Origin of the sequence: Burkholderia sp. F1, assembly GCF_050813845.1 — a bacterium.
GTDB lineage: Bacteria > Pseudomonadota > Gammaproteobacteria > Burkholderiales > Burkholderiaceae > Burkholderia > Burkholderia ubonensis.
Window position 1 is genome coordinate 280,352 of the sequence record NZ_CP172422.1, and the last position, 18,710, is coordinate 299,061.

An 18,710-nucleotide genomic window follows, 5' to 3' on the forward strand; every position below is an offset into this window, starting at 1 on the left:
TCCTCGCACTCCCTATGATGCATTGGACGTTCGATACACGATCTAATGTTCGTATAAAGAACATTTAAGCGCATCCCGGCGGGCAATGCAATGGGGGCGCCCATTTCATTTCCTCCCGGAGACACTGATGACCGAAGCTTTCCTGTGTGATGCGATCCGCACGCCGATCGGGCGTTACGGCGGCGCGCTGTCCGGCGTGCGCGCCGACGATCTGGGCGCGGTGCCGCTCAAGGCGCTCGTCGAACGCAACCGCGACGTCGACTGGTCGGCAATCGACGACGTGATCTACGGCTGCGCGAACCAGGCGGGCGAGGACAACCGCAACGTCGCCCGCATGTCGCTGCTGCTGGCGGGCCTGCCGCAGGTCGTGCCGGGCTCGACGATCAACCGCCTGTGCGGCTCCGGGATGGACGCGGTCGGCTCCGCCGCGCGCGCGATCAAGTCCGGCGAGGCCGGGTTGATGATCGCGGGCGGCGTCGAGAGCATGACCCGCGCGCCGTTCGTGATGGGCAAGTCGGCGAGCGCGTTCGCGCGCCAGGCCGACATCTTCGACACGACGATCGGCTGGCGCTTCGTGAATCCGCTGATGAAACAGCTGCACGGCGTCGACTCGATGCCGGAAACGGCCGAAAACGTCGCGACCGACTACCTCATCAGCCGCGCCGACCAGGACCTGTTCGCGCTGCGCAGCCAGCAGAAGGCCGCGCGCGCGCAGCAGGACGGCACGTTGGCGGAGGAGATCGTCGCGGTGACGATCCCGCAGAAAAAGGGCGACCCGCTCGTCGTGTCGCGCGACGAGCATCCGCGCGAGACGTCGCTGGAGACGCTGGCGAAGCTCAAGGGCGTCGTGCGCCCGGACGGCACGGTCACGGCCGGCAACGCGTCGGGCGTCAACGACGGCGCGGCGGCGCTGCTGCTCGCGAACGAGGAGAACGCGAAGCGCTTCGGCCTGACGCCGCGCGCCCGCGTGCTCGGCATCGCGACGGCGGGCGTCGCGCCGCGCGTGATGGGCATCGGCCCGGCGCCGGCCACGCAGAAGCTGCTCGCGCGGCTCGGCATGACGATCGACCAGTTCGACGTGATCGAGCTGAACGAGGCGTTCGCGTCGCAAGGGCTCGCGGTGCTGCGCATGCTGGGCGTCGCCGACGACGATCCGCGCGTGAACCCGAACGGCGGCGCGATCGCGCTCGGCCATCCGCTCGGCGCGTCCGGCGCGCGTCTCGTGACCACCGCGATGTATCAGCTGCATCGCACGAAGGGCCGCTATGCGCTGTGCACGATGTGCATCGGTGTCGGCCAGGGCATCGCGCTCGCGATCGAACGCGTCTGACGCATCCGACACGTCTGATACAACGCGCTGCGGCGAAGCGGCCGAACCCGGGCTGTTTCGCCGTTTGACCCGCCGCCGCCGGGTTCACCGCCTGGCGGCAATTTCCCCCCTTTCTTTCGGCGCATTAATCCGGGATTGCGGCTTCTTTCCGGTTGCCCGAATTTCGCGCGGAGAAATATCCGCACCTCCATTCCGATTCAGTTTCCGTTTTAAAACGCGAAATAATCGCATTGCTATTCATTTCATTCCCGCCATTCATCGCGAGCCCGACAGGGCGGCGGGAGTAATCCGGCGATAACCCGGGGAAGCTTGTTCGACGTGGATTTTGCTTTTCCGCAAACGATATTGTTGACATAAATCATTGCGCGCACTTTTTTGACATATTTTTTACACGCAAGGGGTAATGTTTTAGAGGGTTTTGCCGAAAGAGCAGAGGCATGATCATTCGCGAGCGGTGAAGCCGGACGCGAATGATTCCGAGTCGTCAATCCTGAAGCGGGCGTGAGACCCGCCAATCGGAGCTCTGCTTGATGCGTAACAACCAGCCCGTTACCCAACACGAATTCGAATTCCCCGACGATGCGACGCTGATGTCGACCACTGACGCCGACAGCATCATCACCTATGCGAATGCGACGTTCATTCATATCAGCGGCTATTCACGCGAGGAGATAGAAGGCCAGCCGCACAACATCGTGCGCCACCCGGACATGCCCAAGGAGGCGTTCGCCGACATGTGGACGACGCTCAAGGGCGGCGAACCGTGGACCGCGCTCGTGAAGAACCGCCGCAAGAACGGCGACCATTACTGGGTGCGCGCGAACGCGGTGCCGGTGATGCGCAACGGCCGCACGGAGGGCTACCTGTCGGTGCGCACGAAGGCACCGCGCGACCAGATCGCGGGCGCCGAGGCGCTGTATCGCGCGTTTCGCGAAGGCCGCGCCGGCAAGCGGCGTTTCCACAAGGGGCTGGTCGTGCGCACCGGCCTGCTCGGCTTCACGTCGCTGTTCCGGACGATGTCGGTGCGCTGGCGTCTCCATTCGACGCTGCTCGCGCTTGCGCCGGTGGTCGTCGGGGCGGGCTGGGCGTGCGGTCTCGACGGCGGCCGGCTCGCGGCGTTCGCCGCGGTGACGGCCGGCGCCGCCGTGGCCGCCGGCATGTGGCTCGATGCGCAGATCGCGCGCCCGCTGAAGCAGTTGCGCGAGCAGGCGCTGAACGTCGCGAGCGGCGATCGCCGCGGCGGCGCCGGCATGGACCGCGTCGACGAGATCGGCATGACGCTGCGCACGATCAACCAGCTCGGGCTGATGTTCCGCTGGCTGGTCGACGACGTCAGCGAGCAGGTGCTCAACGTGCAGCGCGCGAGCAACGAGATCGCGCAGGGCAACAACGACCTGAGCGCGCGCACCGAGCAGGCCGCGTCGAGCGTGCAGCAGACGGCCGCGTCGATGGCGCAGATGACGGCGACCGTCGACAGCAACGCGCAGACCGCGCTGCAGGCGAACCAGTTGTCCGTCTCGGCCAGCGAGGCGGCGGAACGCGGCGGGCACGCGATGTCCGAGATCGTCAATACGATGAACGACATCACGGACAGCTCGCGCCGGATCTCGGACATCATCGGCGTGATCGACGGGATCGCGTTCCAGACCAACATCCTCGCGCTGAACGCGGCGGTGGAGGCCGCGCGCGCGGGCGAGCAGGGGCGCGGTTTCGCGGTGGTCGCGGGCGAGGTGCGGGCGCTCGCGCAGAGCAGCGCGAATGCGGCGAAGGAGATCAAGACGCTGATCGAGAACAACGTGGGACGTATTTCATCGGGCGCGCAGCTGGTCGACGGCGCGGGGCGGACGATGGAGGACATCGTCGCGCAGGTGAAGCGGGTGTCGGACCTGATCGCGGAGATCAGTGCGTCGACCACCGAGCAGAGCTCGGGCGTCACGCAGGTCGATCAGGCGGTCGTGCATCTCGACAGCATCACGCAGCAGAACGCGGCGCTCGTCGAGCAGAGCACGGCGGCGTCGGAGAGCCTGAAGCAGCAGGCGACACGGCTCGTCGAGGCGGTGAACGCGTTCAGGTGACGCGGGCGCGGTGCACGAGAGGACCCCGGCCCGCGTGTCGGGCCGCCCGGCCGGAACACCGGGCGGCCTAGCCTTCAGACCGCGAGACAGAGGTACTTGATCACGACGTAGTCGTCGATGCCGTAGTGCGAGCCTTCGCGGCCGAGGCCGGACTGCTTCACGCCGCCGAACGGCGCGACCTCGTTCGAGATCAGGCCGGTGTTGACGCCGACCATCCCGTACTCGAGCGCTTCGGCGACCTTCCACACGCGGCCGATGTCGCGGCTGTAGAAGTACGCGGCGAGGCCGAACTCGGTGTCGTTCGCGAGGCGGATCACTTCGTCGTCGCTGCCGAACCTGAACAGCGGCGCGAGCGGGCCGAACGTCTCTTCCTTCGCGACCTTCATCGCCGGCGTGACGCCCGTCAGCACGGTCGGCTCGAAGAAGCCGTGGCCGAGCGCGTGGCGCTTGCCGCCCGTGACGACGGTCGCGCCCTTCGCGAGCGCGTCCTCGATGTGCGCCTCGACCTTCAGCACGGCCGCTTCGTTGATCAGCGGGCCTTGCGTCACGCCCGGCTCGGTGCCGAGCCCGACCTTCAGCTGGCCGACCGCCGCCGCGAGCTTCTGCGCGAACTGGTCGTACACGGCTTCATGCACGTAGAAGCGGTTCGTGCACACGCAGGTCTGGCCGCTGTTGCGGTACTTCGACGCGATCGCGCCCTGCACCGCCGCGTCCAGGTCGGCGTCGTCGAACACGATGAACGGCGCGTTGCCGCCCAGCTCCAGCGACACCTTCTTGACCGTCGGCGCGCATTGCGCCATCAGCAGGCGGCCGACCGGCGTCGAGCCGGTGAACGATAGCTTGCGCACGACCGGGTTCGACGTCAGCTCGCCGCCGATCGCCTTCGGGTCGCCCGTCACGACGCTGAACACGCCGGCCGGCACGCCCGCGCGCTCGGCCAGCACGGCCATCGCGAGCGCGGAGAAGGGCGTCGCCTCGGCCGGCTTCACGACGATCGGGCAGCCTGCCGCGAGCGCCGGGCCGACCTTGCGGGTGATCATCGCCGCCGGGAAGTTCCACGGCGTGATCGCCGCGCACACGCCGACCGGCTCCTTCGTCACGACGATGCGCTTGTCGCTCGCCGGCGTCGGGATCGTGTCGCCATACACGCGCTTGCCTTCTTCCGCGAACCATTCGAGGAACGACGCGGCATAGCCGATCTCGCCCTTCGCCTCGGCCAGCGACTTGCCCTGCTCGGTGGTCAGGATCAGCGCCAGGTCGTCGGCGTTTTCCATCATCAGGTCATGCCACTTGCGCAGGATCGCCGCGCGTTCCTTCGCGGTCTTCTTGCGCCACGCGGGCCATGCGGCGTTGGCGGCGTCGATCGCCTGGCGCGTCTCGGCCGCGCCCAGCACCGGCACGACGCCGACGAGGCCGCCCGTCGCCGGGTTGCGGACCTCGAACGTCTCGCCGTTCGCCGCGCCTTGCCATGCGCCGTTGACGTAGGCCTGCTGGCGGAACAGCGACGGGTCCTTCAGGGAAAGGGATTCCTGGACAGTGCTCATATGAATGCCTGCTTTGAAGATGAAACGGCCGCCGCCGTCGTCACGACGGCGGCGGCGCGATCAGTTGACTGGACCTCAGGCCGGCACGCCGACCGTTTCCTTCAGCACTTCCTCGAGGATCACGAGCGCTTCGTCGAACACGGCTTGCGGAATCGTCAGCGGGAACAGGAAGCGCACGACGTTCGAGTACACGCCGCAGACGAGCAGCAGCAGGCCGCGCTCGAGCGCGCGCGCCTGCACGCGCTTCGTGAAGTCGACGTCCGGCTCGCCCGTGCCCGGCTTCATGAATTCGACCGCGATCATCGCGCCCGGGCCGCGCACGTCGGCAATCTGCGGCACGTCGGCCTGCAGCGCGTTGAGCTTCGCCTTCAGCACGTCGCCGAGCTGCGTGGCACGGTCGCACAGCTTCTCTTCGTCGATGATCTCGAGCACCGCGTGCGCCGACGCGACCGCGAGCGGGTTGCCCGCGTAGGTGCCGCCGAGGCCGCCGGGAGCGGCCGCGTCCATCACGTCCGCACGGCCGACGACGCCCGACAGCGGCATGCCGCCCGCGAGGCTCTTCGCCATCGTGATCAGGTCGGCCGGCACGTCGTAGTGCTGCATCGCGAACAGCTTGCCGGTGCGCGCGAAGCCGGTCTGGACTTCATCGGCGATCAGCAGGATGCCATGCTCGTTGCAGATATTGCGCAGCGCGCGCACGAATTCCGCCGGCGCCGGGTTGAAGCCGCCTTCGCCCTGGACCGGCTCGAAGATGATCGCGGCGACGCGCTTCGGATCGATGTCGGCCTTGAACAGCATCTCGATCGCCTTGATCGAGTCGGCCGTCGTCACGCCGTGCAGCGCGTTCGGGTACGGCGCGTGGAACACGTCACCCGGGAACGGGCCGAAGTTCAGCTTGTACGGCGCGACCTTGCCGGTCAGCGCCATGCCCATCATCGTGCGGCCGTGGAAGCCGCCCGAGAACGCGATGACGCCCGGACGGCCGGTCGCCGCGCGCGCGATCTTGATCGCGTTCTCGACGGCTTCGGCGCCGGTCGTGAAGAACGCGGTCTTCTTCGGGAAATCGCCCGGCGCGCGCGCGTTGATCTTTTCAGCCAGCTCGACGTACGACGCATACGGGACGATCTGGTACGCGGTGTGCGTGAAGCTGTTCAGCTGGTCGGCGATCGCCTTGACGATCTTCGGGTGGCGGTGGCCCGTGTTCAGCACCGCGATGCCGGCGGCGAAATCGATAAAGCGGCGGCCTTCGACGTCCCACAGCTCCGCGTTCTCGGCGCGGGCCGCATAGAAATCGCACATCACGCCGACGCCGCGCGGGGTGGCGGCGTTCTTGCGGGCCTGCAGTTCGGCATTCTTCACGGTCATCTCCTTGATGTTTCGTATCCGGTCGGAAGGAATCGGGCGCGCTCCGGCAGCCCATGACGGCGACTATAATCAGATTTGGCTCTGACAATCAGAGCCATTTCAATAAATAGTTGGGAGCCAATCATGCGGGCAAGCGTGTTGTCGGACTGGCTGGCGCAGCGTCTCGTGCGCGGCGGCGGACAACCGATCTACCGGCAACTGCACCGGCTGCTGCAGCAGGCGATCCTGTCGCGGGAGCTGCCGGCCGGCACGCGCGTGCCGTCGTCGCGGCTGCTGGCGGCCGAGCTCGGGATCGCGCGCAACACGGTGACCCAGGTGTACGAGCAGCTCGCGCTCGAAGGCTATGTGAGTTCGGCGACCGGCCGCGGCACGTTCGTCGCCGACAGCGCGCCGGACGAGCTCGTCGGCGTGCCGGCGGACGCCGCGGGCCTGACGCAGGCCCCGCGGGCCGCCGCGCGGCCGCTGTCCGCGCGCGGCGCGCGGCTCGTCGAGGGCGCGGGCGTGTCGAAGCGGCAGGGGGGCGCGTTCATGCCGGGCGTGCCCGATGTGTCGCGATTTCCGGCGCGCGTATGGACGCGCCTGCACAACAAGTACTGGCGGCGCTTGCGCCCCGACCTGCTGACCTACGCGCCGGGCGGCGGGCTCGCGCTCTTGCGCGAGGCGCTGGCCGACTACCTGCGCACGTCGCGCTCGGTGCGCTGCGCGCCTGAGCAGATCGTGATCACGACCGGCATCCACCAGTCGATCGATCTCGCGGTGCGGCTCCTGACCGACCCGGGCGACGCGATCTGGACCGAGGACCCGTGCTACTGGGGCATGCGCAGCGTGCTCAACGTATCGGGGCTGAAGACGCGGCCGATTCCGGTCGACGACGAGGGGATCGCGCCGTCGGCCGCCGATCTCGCCGAGCCGCCGAAGCTGATGCTCGTCACGCCGTCGCACCAGTATCCGCTCGGGATGGTGATGAGCCTCGCGCGGCGCCGGATGCTGCTCGAATACGCGCGGCAGCATCGCTGCTGGATCATCGAGGACGACTACGACAGCGAATTCCGCTACGGCAGCCGGCCGCTCGCGTCGCTGCAGGGGCTCGACACGGCGGGGCAGGTGATCTACGTCGGCAGTTTCGGCAAGACGCTGTTTCCGGGGCTGCGGGTCGGCTACCTCGTCGCGCCGGAGCCGCTCGCGGAAAGCTTCGCGACGGCGAGCGCGGAGCTGTACCGGGAAGGGCAGCTGCTGCAGCAGGCGGTGCTCGCGGAGTTCATCGCCGAAGGGCACTTCGTGTCGCACATCCGCAAGATGCGCACGCTGTACGGGCAGCGCCGCGAGATGCTGCTCGACGCGGTCGCGCGCCGCTACGGCGATACGCTGCAGGCGGCCGGCAGCGATGCCGGGCTGCACCTGGTGACGCGGCTGCCGGACGGCGTCGACGATCGCGCGGTCGCGCAGGCCGCGCTCGCGCGCAACATCGTCGTGCGGCCGCTGTCCGGGTATTACGCGGACCCGGCGCGCGCGGCGTCGGGGCTGCTGCTCGGCTACGCGTGCGTGCCGGAGGAGGAGATCGCGCCGGCGTTCGCGACGCTCGCGGAGGCGATCGACGAGCGGGCGTTCGGGCGGGCGGGTGTCGTTGCCGCGTGATCGTCGTGTTGCCCGATTGAATCGCTCCGCGCCGCGGAGGGAATCCTCGTGCGTAACCGGCTCGTTCCGTCAGGTGGCCGCACGCGTGACGGCGGCGGGCGACGCCGCCCCGGTCAATACCCGCTCCACACCGCCAGCGTCAGCACCGCGCATGACAGCGCGAGCAGGATCGCGAACAGCGGCAGCACGAAGCGGATCCACGCGCCGAAATCGACGCGGGCGGTCGCGAGATACGCGAGCAGCATCCCCGAGGTCGGCGTGACGAGATTCGTCAGGCCGCCGCCGAGCACGAACGCGAGCACCGAGGTCTGGCCGCTCACGCCCGACAGCTGCGCGATCGGCCCGATGATCGGCATGCTCACCGCGGCCTTGCCCGACACCGACGGAATGAACACGTCGAGCACCATCTGCACGGCCATCAGCCCGTTCGCGACCCACACCGGCGACCGGCCGTCCGCGAGCCGCGTGAAGAAGTGGATCAGCGTGTCGAGCACGAGGCTGTTCTGCAGCAGCAGCTCGACCGACGCGGCGAGCCCCATCAGCAGCGCCGCGAGCATCATGTTCTTCATCCCGTCGACGAACGCATCGGACGCGCTGCGCGAATCGAGCCCGCCGATCGCCGCGGTGACGAGGCTGACGAACGCATAGAACGCGGCCAGCTCGACGTTGCCCCACTTCAGTTCGCGCGTGCCGACGATCAGCATCGCGACGGCCGCGGCGAACACGGCGAGCGTCGCCTTGTGGCGCAGCGACAGTCGCGCGGGCGCAGGCGCGCCCGCCGCGATCCGTCCCGCCCGATAGCCGCTGTTCCGGACGTAGCGCAGCAGGTACAGGATGCCGATCGTCAGGAACACGACGAACACGGCCGCGCGCAGCCCGACGCCGCTGAACAGCGGCACGCCGACGAGCGGCTGCGCGACCGCGAGCGCGAGCGGGTTCGTGACCGACGCGATGTAGCCGATCTTCGCGGCGATCGCGACGAGCGCGACCGCGAACAGGTCGGACAGGCCGAGGCGGCGCGCGATCACCATCACCATCGGAATGATCACCAGGTACTCGGAGATGAAGCCGAGCAGCGTGCTGCCGAGCCCGATCAGGATCATCAGCAGCGGCGTCAGCAGGTACGCGTTGTTGCCGGTGAGCTGCAGCAGCCGGTCGATGCCCGCATCGACGACGCCCGTCCTGCGCATCACGCCGAACATTCCGCCGACGAACATCACCATCACGATCAGCGGCGCGTTCTTCAGCAGGCCCTGCGGCACGGCGACGAATGCGGACACGAGGCTCGCGGGCATGGCATGGTCGGGCGTGCTCCTGCTGACGGCGGGCGCGACGAGCGTCGCGAGTGTGGTCGTCTTCGGCACGACGTGATAGGTGCCCGGCACGACGAGCCGGCCGTTGCGCTCGAAGCGGCCCGAGTCGACGCTCCACGTGAGCGCGATCGCGGCGGCGAGCACCCACAGCATCATCACGACCGGATGCAGCATCTTGCCGTGCGGACGCGATTCGCGGCCGGCGGGCTCGACGGCGGGCCGCGCGTCGGCGCTCGGCGCTGGTGCGGCCGGGCCGTCGGCGGGGGATTGGGCAGCGCGCGCGCTGGACGGATTCGGAATGGAGGCGGGCATCGGTTCCTCGTGGGTGACTGGGTCGTCAGGCCGGTTGCAGCGCGGCGCGCGCCGGGACGTAGCCGAGTTCGGCGGAAATCGCGTGGCTGCACGCCTGCAGGCGTTCGAGATAGTCGGGGATGTCGGCATGGCTGATGCGCACCTCGGGGCCCGTCACGCTGACCGCCGCGATGGTCGCGCCGCTCAGGTCGCGCACGGGCACCGCGATCCCGACCGCGCCGGGCGTCACTTCGCCGCTGCTGACCGCGTAGCCCTTGCGCGCGATCGCGTCGAGTTCGCCGGCGAGCTTCGGCGGATCGGCCGCCTGCCCGAGCTTGCGCAACTGCGCGAAGAACTCGTCGCGCACCGCATCGGGCGCGAACGCGAGCAGCACCTTGCCCGACGCGCCGAAGTGGATCGGCCGGCGGTTGCCTACCGCGCCGACCGTGCGGATCGCGTGCGTCGTCTCGCAGCGCGCGACGCACACCGTTTCGAGCCCTTCGCGCACGCGCAGCACGACCGTTTCGTTGATCGCCTGGTTGAGCGCGAGCATGTGCCGGTGCGCGGCGCGCACGATCGCGTTCTGCTGCGCCGCGGCCACGCCGATCACGAACGCCTGCGGCCCGAGCGCATAGGTGGACGTGCGCGGATCCTGCACGACGAAGCGGTGCAGCTCGAGCGTGCACAGCATCCGGTAGGTGCGCGACTTGTTGATGCCGAGTTGCGATGCGAGCTCGGTCACGCCGAGGTTCGGGTGCTCGGCCACGTAGGTCAGCAGCTTGAGCGCGCTGTCGACGGCGTCGACGATGTAGGTCATTGCGGGTCTCCGGACTGGGCGAGCTGCGTGCGGACGTAGTGCGCGAGCGCGTCGAGGTACGCGTCGACCGCGCCCTTCAGCGCGTCGAAGCCCGCGTGCTTCTCGAACGTCGCTTCGTCCATGTAGCGCGCGCGGTTGAATTCGACCTGGATGCTGTGGCGCCGCCGCGCCGGCTCGGCGAGCGCGGTCAGCAGGTCGCCGCCCTGGTACGGATCGTTGACCTGCACGCGGTAGCCGGCATCGGCGAACCACTGCGCGGTCCACGCGGTGAACGCGGGATCGGCGCTCGTGCCGAGCCGGTCGCTGACGACGACGTCCGGCCGCGCGGCGCCGGCATCGACGTTCATCGCGTTGCCGCGCGATTTCATCGAATGGCAGTCGATGTGCCACAGCGCGCCGTGCGCGGCGTACAGCGGCTCGGCCGCGTCGGCCAGCGCGCGGCGGTACGGGCGGTAGTACGCGTCGATGCGCCGGCGCACCGCGTCGAGCGGCAGCTTGCGGTCGTAGAGCGGCACGCCCGGCAGCGCGAAGCGCCGGATCAGCCCCATCCCGCGCAGCGTATAGGCCTGCGGCGCGAGCGGCGCGGGCCATGGCTCGGCGAGCAGCTCGGCGTCGATGTCGGTTTCCGCGCGGTTCGGGTCGATGTACGCGCGCGGGAACGTCGCGCCGATCAGCGTGGCGCCGCGCGCGGACGCGCCGGCCCACAGCTCGTCGACGTACGCGTCCCACGACGTGCGGATCGCGTCGTGCGGCGCGACGGGCGCGAAGTCCGGCGGATAGGCGAAACCGCTGTGCGGGGAGTCGACGACGATCGGCAGCGCGCCGGCCGACGGCCGCGCGACGAAGTACGCGGACGGTTCGCCGGCGGCGGCGGTGTTGCAATTAAACGTCACCATGGGGATCAGGATATTTACCTAGTTGCTCGATTTATTTCGGTCGCTCGTTTTAATCATTAAAACAGCGTATCAATATTTCACAACGACCGAAAAAACCGGTCAAGCGCTTTTTTTGGCGTCACGATTGAACCGATGAATTCGGCGCTTTCCCTTGTCGGTATTGGGTTTGTTTCATTCGTCGAAACGGTTGCGGAACGGGCGTTGGTGCGAGTATTTGTGTGATTTTTGACGCGTATTGACGCCGGAAACATCAAAAATCAAAAATTAATAAGACGATGTTTTATTCAATAAAACACGTTCGAGCGAATTAAATCGCTCCCCATATACAACCGACAAAGGGGTCAGAGATATGAAATGGACGGAAATCGCGGCGGCGCTGATGGGTGTCGCGCTCGGCGCGGGCGCCTCGCATGCTTGCGCGCAGTCGAGCGTGACGCTGTACGGGATCGTCGATTCGGGCATCACGTACACGAACAACCAGAATGGCCACGCGACCTGGCAGGCGACCGGCGGCAACGAGCAGGGCGCGCGCTGGGGTCTGCTCGGCAAGGAGGACCTGGGCGGCGGCACGAGCGCGGTGTTCCGGCTCGAAAACGGCTTCAACCTCGAGACCGGCGCCGCGAGCCAGGGCGGGCGCCTGTTCGGGCGGCGCGCGTACGTGGGCCTCGCGAACGACCGCTGGGGCACGCTGACGATGGGCCGCCAGTACAACGCGGCGCAGGAAGTGCTGGAACCGCTGCAGATCGGCGCGAGCACCGCGCTCACGCAGTACGCGCTGCATCCGTTCGACGCCGACGACCTGAACAACACGTTCCGCACCAACAATTCGGTGCAATACCGGACGCCCGCATGGGGCGGGTTGAGCGCGGTCGGCATGTACGGCTTCTCGAACACGACGTCGTTCGCGCAGAACCGCGTGTGGAGCATCGGCGCGAGCTACGAGCACGGCCCCCTGCAGCTCGGCGCGGCCTATGTGCGCGTCGACCACCCGGCGCTCGACACGACGGGCGCGGTCGCGTCCGACAATTACTACACGTTCATCAAGGGCGTGACGCGCCAGCAGATCTGGGGCGCGGGCGGCGCGTATGCGTGGGGCAACGCAACCTTCGGGCTGCTGTACACGAGTTCGCTGTTCAACCTTCAGACGGGCGGCGCGACGCGCTTCAACAACTTCGAAGGCAGCGTGCGCTACCGCGTGACGCCGGCGCTGCAGGTCGCGCTCGGCGAGACCTACACGCAGGTGCTCGCGACACGGAGCGCAAAGCCGAGCTCGCACTACCTGCAGACGAGCGCCGGCGCGCAGTACTTCCTGTCGAAGCGCACCGACGTCTACGTGAACGCGTTCTGGCAGCGCGCGTCGTCGAACGCGGTCGCGGCGATCGACGGCATCCCGAACCCGTCGAGCACGCGCACGCAGATCGTCGCGGTGACGGGCATCCGCCACAAGTTCTGATGAGGCGGGCGGCGCGCGCGTCCGGTTACAGCCGGATCATCGCCGCCCCCGCGACGACCAGCGCGCACGCGACGAGCCGCTGCGCGCCGGGCCGCTCGCGCATCGCGAACCAGCCGATCGCGACCGCGAAGATCGAGCTCGTCTCGCGCAGCGCCGACACGGTCGCGACCGGCAGGTGCAGGTACGCGAGCACGACGATCCCGTATGCGACGAGCGAGATCGTGCCGGCCACGACGCCCTGCCGCACCGCGTCGCGCGACCCGAGCACGCTGCGCGGGCCGCCGCGCACCGCGCACACCAGCAGGATCTGCGGCACGCTCCACAGCAGGTACACCCACGCGACGTAGCCGAGCGCGCTGCCCGCGACGCGCGCGCCGATGCCGTCGCAGATCGAATACGCGGCGATGAACACGCCCGTAAGCAGCGCATAGGGCACGCTTTCCCCGGAGAACCTGAGCCCGCGCCGCAGCGCGAGCGACATGATCCCGAATGACACGAGCACGATGCCGGCGAAGCCGAACGGCGTCGGCCGCTCGTGCAGCGCGGCGAGCGCGAGCACCGACACGAGCAGCGGCGACAGCCTGCGCGCGATCGGATAGATCTGCCCGAACTCGCCGCTGCGGTATGCGCGCGCGAGCGTGAAGCAGTACGCGACCTCGAGCGCGGCGGACGCCGCGACATACGGCCACGCGGCACGCTCCGGCGCCGGCAGCAGCCACGCGCCCGCGATGCCGAACGCGAGATACGGCAGCGACATCGTGCCGAGTTGCGCGAGCCGGTCTTCGCTGACGTGCAGGAAGGCGTTCCAGACGGCGTGCAGCAGCGCCGAGCACAGCACGAGGCCGATGAAGAGGTGGTCCATGAAAGGCGGTCGGACGGGGAGGGCGGACGGAAGCAGCGCCGTCATTATGTGGGCGGCGGGCACGCCGGCGCGGAATTGTCGATAATAGAACGTTGTTATTCACCCCGATGCCGACGATGACCGAAGCCACCCAGACCCCGTCCGCCGTTCCGCGCCTCACGAGCCTGTCTCATGGAGGCGGCTGCGGCTGCAAGATCGCGCCTGGCGTGCTGTCCGAGCTGCTGAAGCGCGCGACGCCGCCCGCCCTGTTTCCGGACCTGCTCGTCGGCACCGAAACCTCCGACGATGCCGCGGTCTATCGCCTGAACGACGAGCAGGCGATCGTCGCGACCACCGATTTCTTCATGCCGATCGTCGACGATCCGTTCGATTTCGGGCGGATCGCGGCGACCAACGCGCTGTCCGACGTCTACGCGATGGGCGGCAAGCCGCTGCTCGCGCTCGCGCTGGTCGGCATGCCGATCAACGTGCTGCCGCACGAGACGATCGCGGCGGTGCTGCGCGGCGGCGAGTCCGTGTGCGCGGACGCCGGGATTCCGGTCGCGGGCGGCCATTCGATCGACTCGGTCGAGCCGATCTACGGGCTGGCGGCGATCGGCGTCGTGCATCCGTCGCGCGTGAAGCGCAATGCGGCGGCGCGCGCGGGCGACGTGCTGGTGCTCGGCAAGCCGCTCGGCGTCGGCGTGCTGTCCGCTGCGCTGAAGAAGAACCAGCTCGACGACGCTGGCTACGCGCAGATGATCGCGACCACGACCAAGCTGAACCGGCCGGGCGCCGAGCTGGCCGCGCTGCCGGGCGTGCACGCGCTGACCGACGTGACCGGCTTCGGCCTGCTCGGCCACACGCTCGAGCTCGCGCGCGGCGCGGGGCTCACGGCGCGCGTACAGTACGCGGCGCTGCCGTGGCTCGCGGGCGTCGAGGCGTTCGCGGCGGCCGGCGTGTTCACGGGCGCGTCGGGCCGCAACTGGGCAGCCTACGGCGCGGACGTGCGGCTCGGCGACGCGCTGCCGCCGGTCGCGCAGGCGCTGCTGACCGATCCGCAGACGTCGGGCGGCCTGCTCGTCGCGTGCTCGCCCGATGCGGTCGACGACGTGCTCGCCTGCTTCCGCGCGGACGGTTTCGATCGCGCGGCGGTGATCGGCGAGATGACCGACGGGCCGGCCCGCATCGACGTCGCCTGACGCGTTTGACCCGGGCATTTTTGCAGTCGCTAGAATCGGCGTTTTCCATCGACGACGTCGATTCCCGATGAACGACTTCCTGTTCGGGCTGATGATCGCGCTGTCGGTCGGTCCCGTTGCGCTGATGATCGCGAACTACGGGATGCGCGCCGGCACCGCGAGCGGCGTGCGCGCGGCGGCCGGCGTCGCGACGGCCGACGGCTGCTATGCGGTCGTCGCCTTCACGATCGGCGCGCTGCTCGCGAGCACGCTCGCGTCGCACCTGTCGCTGTTCCGTCTGGCCGGCGCGCTCGTGCTGCTCGCGATGGGCGCGCGGATGATGTGGCAGGCGCTGCGGGATCGCCGCCGCACGCTCGACGGCGACGCGCCTGCGCCCGGCAGCCGCCCGTTCACGTCGATGTTCTTCGTCACGCTCGCGAACCCGCTCACGATCCTGCTGTTCTACGGCTATGCGACGGCTGCCGCCGCCGCCCATCGTCACTGGCTGCTCGGCGCGGCGTGCGTGTTCGCGGGCAGCCTCACCGGCCAGCTCGTGTTCGCGTTCGGCGGCAGCGCGATCGGCCGCCTCGTCAAGTCGCCCGCGCTGCTCGCTGCGAGCCACGTCGTCGCGGCGCTCGTCGTGCTCGGGTATGGGATTGCGGCGCTCGCGCGGTTGTAGCCGCACTCGATCCGATAGCATTCCTTAGGTTCTCGTGGAACCGATCGCGCTGCGCTGGTGCGTATTCGGCCGGCCATTGCGCATCGCAATCGAGTTCCGCATCGGACACAGACCGTTCTATACTCCGTCGCGCAGTCTCCGAGAGTCGTTCACACTCAACATCACCAACACAAAGACACAAAGGATGCCGATGCTGACTCGCTCCATTCTTTCCGCCGCCGCATTTTCGCTCGCGGCCTGCGCGACCGCGCCGTCGATCGCGCAGGGCAATGCGGACCAGTCGTTTGCCGACACCAGTGCACAGGGCCGCCCGGTCAAGGTCATGATCATCACGATGTTCGCGCCGGAAGGCCAGGCATGGCTCGATCGCCTCGGCCCGTGGCGCGACGTGACGGTGCCGGGCCTGTCGCCCGATTACCCGGCGGTCCACTGCAACAAGCAGGACGTATGCGTGATGACGACCGGCATGGGCTATGCGAACGCGGCGGCGTCGATCATGGCGCTGACGTTCTCGCAGCGCTTCGATCTGCGCCGCACGTATTTCCTGGTCTCCGGCATCGCGGGCGTCGATCCCGCGCAAGGGACGGTGGGCTCTGCCGCCTGGTCGAAATACCTCGTCGATTTCGGCCTGCAGTGGGAGCTCGACGCGCGTGAAATTCCCGCCGGCTGGAACTCCGGCTATCTCGGCATCAACACGAAGAGCCCGAGCGACAAGCCGCCGCTCGACTACCGCAGCGAGGTGTTCCAGCTGAACCCGCAGCTGGCCGACGCCGCGTACGCGCTGTCGCGCAACGTCGTGCTCGCCGACAGCGCGCAGGCGCAGGCCGCGCGCGCGAAATTCAACTACGCGCCCGCGAACCAGCCGCCGTCGGTGATCCGCTGCGACACGTCGTCGGGCAATACGTGGTTCTCGGGCACGCTGCTCGGCGAGCGCGCGCGGCAATGGACCAAGATCCTGACGGACGGCAAGGGCACGTACTGCATGACCGCGCAGGAAGACAACGCGACGTTCGAGGCGCTGAAGCGCGCGGCGAGCGTGAAGCGGGTGGACCTGTCGCGCGTCGCGGTGCTGCGCACCGGCTCCGATTTCGACCGGCCGTATGCCGGGCAGACGAGCGTCGACAACCTGCTGAACTACGCGGACCAGGGCGGCTTCGTCCCGGCGACCGAGAACCTGTACCGCGCGGGCAATCCGCTCGTGCAGGACATCGTGTCGCACTGGGGCGAATGGCGCGACGGCGTGCCGCGCCGTTGACGGGACGTCAGTGCGATTGCGGGCGGAACGGCGTCCAGACCGGTGTATCGCTGTTCCAGTGATCGAGCGGCGAGGGCAGTTGATCGTTCATGACAAGCTCCTGCGACTTGTTGGCTAACTGACTGATGCGAACACGACGCCGCGCGCGGGGCGACCCGCTGCGCGGCGTCGTCCGTTTACCGGCCCGCGCCTGCGAGCTGGTTGCCTTCCGGCGTCGCGCGATACGGGCGCGGCACGAGGTCGAGCCCTTGCGCGTACGACGTGGCCTTGCGGATGTACGCGACGGTCCCGTCGCGTTGCGCCTGTTCGAGTTCCGCGCGGACGTCGGCGCGGGTGCGCGGGCCGTTGGCTTGTGCGTACCACGACGTATTGCCGTAATCGCCTGCGTGGCCCGTGTCGGCGTCGGCGAAGGCCGGCGCGGACACGACGAGTGCGAGGGCAAGGGCGGAAAGCAGACCGCGGCGTTTCATGATGGGACTCCTGTCTATTCGATGCGCATGCTGCTGCGCGACAGGATCTACTGTAGGAGCGGACGCGACGCCGATAAATGGTGCTGCGGTGAATTGAATTGTCGCCCCAATGGAACAATCTGAAACCGCACACACGATGGGGGTATCGCGAAGCGCCTTGCTGCGCGGGCCTGGGCGGGGCGCGACGCGTGCCGTTTCGGGGGCGTCGGTCGTGCCGCGCAGATCGATTGGTACTATCGGCGCAATAGTCTTCTGCGAATCGTGGAGGGGCGGCGCATGCTGCGATGCATCGTCCGTTCGCCGGCCGGCGCGGGGGATTGAGCCGCAGCCGTCAGATCTGCGTGTCGAGGCTGCGCGACACGCCGGCCATGTCGCGTAGTCAAAGGGAGCGTATCAGCGCGCCGGCCTTATGCGACCCACTCGTTGAGCACCGGCGTGTCGAGCGCCGGCGCGCGTTCCGCTTCCTCGAACGTGCGCTTGCTGCACATCGCGTCGAGGCTGCCCTTGCCGCTCAGCAGCGGGCAGCGGTCGAACACCTCGGCGATCCAGTCGACGAACACGCGCACCTTCGGCGACAGGTGGCGGCTGTGCGGATAGACGACCGAGATCGGCATCGGCAGCGGCTTGATGCCGGGCAGGACTTCCTTGAGCCGGCCCTCGCGCAGGTGCGGCAGCACCATGAACAACGGCGGCTGCACCAGCCCGAAGCCTTCGAGCCCGCACGTCACGTACGCGTCCGCGTCGTTCACCGACACGACGCTGTCCATCTTGATCTCGACTTCCTTGCCGTCGATCAGGAACGTCCAGTCGATCACGCGGCCCGTGCGGCTCGAGAAGTAGTTGACGGCCTTGTGCTGGCTCAGGTCCTCGATCGAATGCGGCTCGCCGTACTTCTCCAGATAGGCGGGCGACGCGACCGACGTGCATTCGAACAGACCGATGCGGCGCGCGACGAGCGACGAGTCCTGCAGTGCGCCGACCCGGATCACGCAGTCGACGCCTTCCTGCAGCAGGTCGACCGGGCGGTCCGACAGGCCGAGCTGCAGGTCGATGTCCGGATAGCGCGAATGGAATTCGCACAGCGACGGGATCACGAGCAGCCGCCCGATCGAGCCCGGCATGTCGATACGCAACTTTCCGTGCGGCTTGCGGTTGTTGTTCTGGAAGCTCGCCTCGGTTTCCTCGACGTCCGCGAGGATTCGCACGCAGCGTTCGTAATACGCGGCGCCGTCGGGCGTCAGCGACAGCCGGCGGGTGGTGCGGTGCATCAGCCGCACGCCGAGGAAGGCCTCTAGATTCTGGATGATGGTCGTGACGGACGCCCGCGGCAGGCTGAGCGTCTCCGCCGCCTTGGTGAAGCTGCTCGTGTCGACGACGCGTGTGAACACCTGCATGGCCTGAAGCCGGTCCATCGCAACCTCCGCATTTGACGGGCCGAACAAAGAGGCTGCGTTGCCTCGAAAGCAAACGCAGCCCGTGATTGTTCGGAGTCGTTGAATTGTGTTGCCGGATTATAGGCATTTATCCGGATGTCTGCCGGACCCAGAATGCGTTCCATCTTGAAA

Annotated in this window: 15 protein-coding genes; 7 read left to right on the top strand and 8 right to left on the bottom strand. The window is 68.3% G+C overall.

What is annotated here, in order from left to right:
* Positions 1-127: 127 nt before the first annotated feature.
* Positions 128-1,330: a 3-oxoadipyl-CoA thiolase gene (gene pcaF / locus ACFIMZ_RS20325; RefSeq protein WP_431824135.1), complete on the top strand. Its 1,203-nt coding sequence runs from the start codon at positions 128-130 to the stop codon at positions 1,328-1,330.
* Between the two features lie 530 nt (positions 1,331-1,860).
* On the top strand, positions 1,861-3,405 hold the full coding sequence (locus ACFIMZ_RS20330; protein WP_431824136.1) for a methyl-accepting chemotaxis protein: 1,545 nt from the start codon (positions 1,861-1,863) through the stop codon (positions 3,403-3,405).
* Between the two features lie 74 nt (positions 3,406-3,479).
* Here ACFIMZ_RS20330 and gabD read toward each other — a convergent pair whose 3' ends face one another.
* Both gabD and ACFIMZ_RS20340 read right to left on the bottom strand, forming a co-directional pair.
* Positions 3,480-4,949 (bottom strand): NADP-dependent succinate-semialdehyde dehydrogenase, encoded by a 1,470-nt coding sequence (gabD, locus tag ACFIMZ_RS20335; protein WP_431824137.1) that lies wholly within the window; start codon positions 4,947-4,949, stop codon positions 3,480-3,482.
* A 75-nt stretch (positions 4,950-5,024) separates the two neighbouring features.
* Positions 5,025-6,308 carry a 4-aminobutyrate--2-oxoglutarate transaminase gene (locus tag ACFIMZ_RS20340; RefSeq protein ID WP_431824138.1) on the bottom strand — a complete coding sequence of 428 codons (1,284 nt, stop codon included), beginning with the start codon at positions 6,306-6,308 and terminating at the stop codon, positions 5,025-5,027.
* Positions 6,309-6,437: 129 nt separating this feature from the next.
* On the opposite strand from ACFIMZ_RS20340, the gene ACFIMZ_RS20345 reads away from it, so the two are divergent.
* Positions 6,438-7,949 (top strand): PLP-dependent aminotransferase family protein, encoded by a 1,512-nt coding sequence (locus ACFIMZ_RS20345; RefSeq protein ID WP_431824139.1) that lies wholly within the window; start codon positions 6,438-6,440, stop codon positions 7,947-7,949.
* A gap of 113 nt (positions 7,950-8,062) precedes the next feature.
* Here ACFIMZ_RS20345 and ACFIMZ_RS20350 read toward each other — a convergent pair whose 3' ends face one another.
* Genes ACFIMZ_RS20350 through ACFIMZ_RS20360 form a run of 3 tightly spaced genes read right to left on the bottom strand, consistent with a single transcriptional unit; the run spans position 8,063 to position 11,266 of the window.
* On the bottom strand, positions 8,063-9,574 hold the full coding sequence (locus ACFIMZ_RS20350) for a YfcC family protein (protein WP_431824140.1): 1,512 nt from the start codon (positions 9,572-9,574) through the stop codon (positions 8,063-8,065).
* Positions 9,575-9,599: 25 nt separating this feature from the next.
* A complete protein-coding gene (locus tag ACFIMZ_RS20355) occupies positions 9,600-10,370 on the bottom strand; it encodes an IclR family transcriptional regulator (RefSeq protein WP_431824141.1) in 771 nt (256 codons plus the stop codon).
* Positions 10,367-11,266: an N-formylglutamate amidohydrolase gene (locus ACFIMZ_RS20360; protein WP_431824142.1), complete on the bottom strand. Its 900-nt coding sequence runs from the start codon at positions 11,264-11,266 to the stop codon at positions 10,367-10,369. Before ACFIMZ_RS20360 ends, ACFIMZ_RS20355 begins: the two co-directional genes overlap by 4 nt.
* A 379-nt stretch (positions 11,267-11,645) precedes the next feature.
* Between ACFIMZ_RS20360 and ACFIMZ_RS20365 the strand changes: the two genes are divergently transcribed.
* The gene (locus ACFIMZ_RS20365; protein WP_431825454.1) at positions 11,646-12,719 is read left to right on the top strand and encodes a porin; all 1,074 of its coding nucleotides are present in this window, start codon (positions 11,646-11,648) and stop codon (positions 12,717-12,719) included.
* Between the two features lie 25 nt (positions 12,720-12,744).
* On the opposite strand, the gene ACFIMZ_RS20370 is transcribed toward ACFIMZ_RS20365, so the two are convergent.
* Positions 12,745-13,581: an EamA family transporter gene (locus ACFIMZ_RS20370; RefSeq protein ID WP_431824143.1), complete on the bottom strand. Its 837-nt coding sequence runs from the start codon at positions 13,579-13,581 to the stop codon at positions 12,745-12,747.
* Between the two features lie 116 nt (positions 13,582-13,697).
* Between ACFIMZ_RS20370 and selD the strand changes: the two genes are divergently transcribed.
* The 3 genes from selD (at position 13,698) to ACFIMZ_RS20385 (ending at position 16,675) form a co-directional block, all read left to right on the top strand.
* A complete protein-coding gene (selD, locus tag ACFIMZ_RS20375) occupies positions 13,698-14,762 on the top strand; it encodes a selenide, water dikinase SelD (protein ID WP_431824144.1) in 1,065 nt (354 codons plus the stop codon).
* A gap of 67 nt (positions 14,763-14,829) precedes the next feature.
* Positions 14,830-15,420: a LysE family translocator gene (locus tag ACFIMZ_RS20380; protein WP_431824145.1), complete on the top strand. Its 591-nt coding sequence runs from the start codon at positions 14,830-14,832 to the stop codon at positions 15,418-15,420.
* A gap of 190 nt (positions 15,421-15,610) precedes the next feature.
* Entirely contained in the window at positions 15,611-16,675 is a 1,065-nt protein-coding gene (locus ACFIMZ_RS20385; protein ID WP_431824146.1) for a purine-nucleoside phosphorylase, read from the top strand.
* A gap of 176 nt (positions 16,676-16,851) precedes the next feature.
* Here the strand turns inward: ACFIMZ_RS20385 and ACFIMZ_RS20390 are convergent, their stop codons facing one another.
* Entirely contained in the window at positions 16,852-17,145 is a 294-nt protein-coding gene (locus tag ACFIMZ_RS20390; RefSeq protein ID WP_431824147.1) for a DUF4148 domain-containing protein, read from the bottom strand.
* Between the two features lie 407 nt (positions 17,146-17,552).
* Positions 17,553-18,557 (bottom strand): putative multidrug efflux transcriptional regulator CeoR, encoded by a 1,005-nt coding sequence (ceoR, locus tag ACFIMZ_RS20395; protein ID WP_431824148.1) that lies wholly within the window; start codon positions 18,555-18,557, stop codon positions 17,553-17,555.
* Between the last annotated feature and the right edge of the window lie 153 nt (positions 18,558-18,710).

Excerpts from the sequence above, each read along its gene's own strand:
- ACFIMZ_RS20370 (WP_431824143.1), bottom strand. The coding sequence starts at position 13,581 with ATGGACCACCTCTTCATCGGCCTCGTGCTGTGCTCGGCGCTGCTGCAC.
- ACFIMZ_RS20330 (WP_431824136.1), top strand. The coding sequence starts at position 1,861 with ATGCGTAACAACCAGCCCGTTACCCAACACGAATTCGAATTCCCCGAC.
- ACFIMZ_RS20345 (WP_431824139.1), top strand. The coding sequence starts at position 6,438 with ATGCGGGCAAGCGTGTTGTCGGACTGGCTGGCGCAGCGTCTCGTGCGC.
- selD (WP_431824144.1), top strand. The coding sequence starts at position 13,698 with ATGACCGAAGCCACCCAGACCCCGTCCGCCGTTCCGCGCCTCACGAGC.
- ACFIMZ_RS20390 (WP_431824147.1), bottom strand. The coding sequence starts at position 17,145 with ATGAAACGCCGCGGTCTGCTTTCCGCCCTTGCCCTCGCACTCGTCGTG.
- ACFIMZ_RS20380 (WP_431824145.1), top strand. The coding sequence starts at position 14,830 with ATGAACGACTTCCTGTTCGGGCTGATGATCGCGCTGTCGGTCGGTCCC.
- ACFIMZ_RS20385 (WP_431824146.1), top strand. The coding sequence starts at position 15,611 with ATGCTGACTCGCTCCATTCTTTCCGCCGCCGCATTTTCGCTCGCGGCC.
- gabD (WP_431824137.1), bottom strand. The coding sequence starts at position 4,949 with ATGAGCACTGTCCAGGAATCCCTTTCCCTGAAGGACCCGTCGCTGTTC.
- ceoR (WP_431824148.1), bottom strand. The coding sequence starts at position 18,557 with ATGGACCGGCTTCAGGCCATGCAGGTGTTCACACGCGTCGTCGACACG.
- ACFIMZ_RS20360 (WP_431824142.1), bottom strand. The coding sequence starts at position 11,266 with ATGGTGACGTTTAATTGCAACACCGCCGCCGCCGGCGAACCGTCCGCG.
- ACFIMZ_RS20350 (WP_431824140.1), bottom strand. The coding sequence starts at position 9,574 with ATGCCCGCCTCCATTCCGAATCCGTCCAGCGCGCGCGCTGCCCAATCC.
- ACFIMZ_RS20355 (WP_431824141.1), bottom strand. The coding sequence starts at position 10,370 with ATGACCTACATCGTCGACGCCGTCGACAGCGCGCTCAAGCTGCTGACC.
- pcaF (WP_431824135.1), top strand. The coding sequence starts at position 128 with ATGACCGAAGCTTTCCTGTGTGATGCGATCCGCACGCCGATCGGGCGT.
- ACFIMZ_RS20365 (WP_431825454.1), top strand. The coding sequence starts at position 11,646 with ATGGGTGTCGCGCTCGGCGCGGGCGCCTCGCATGCTTGCGCGCAGTCG.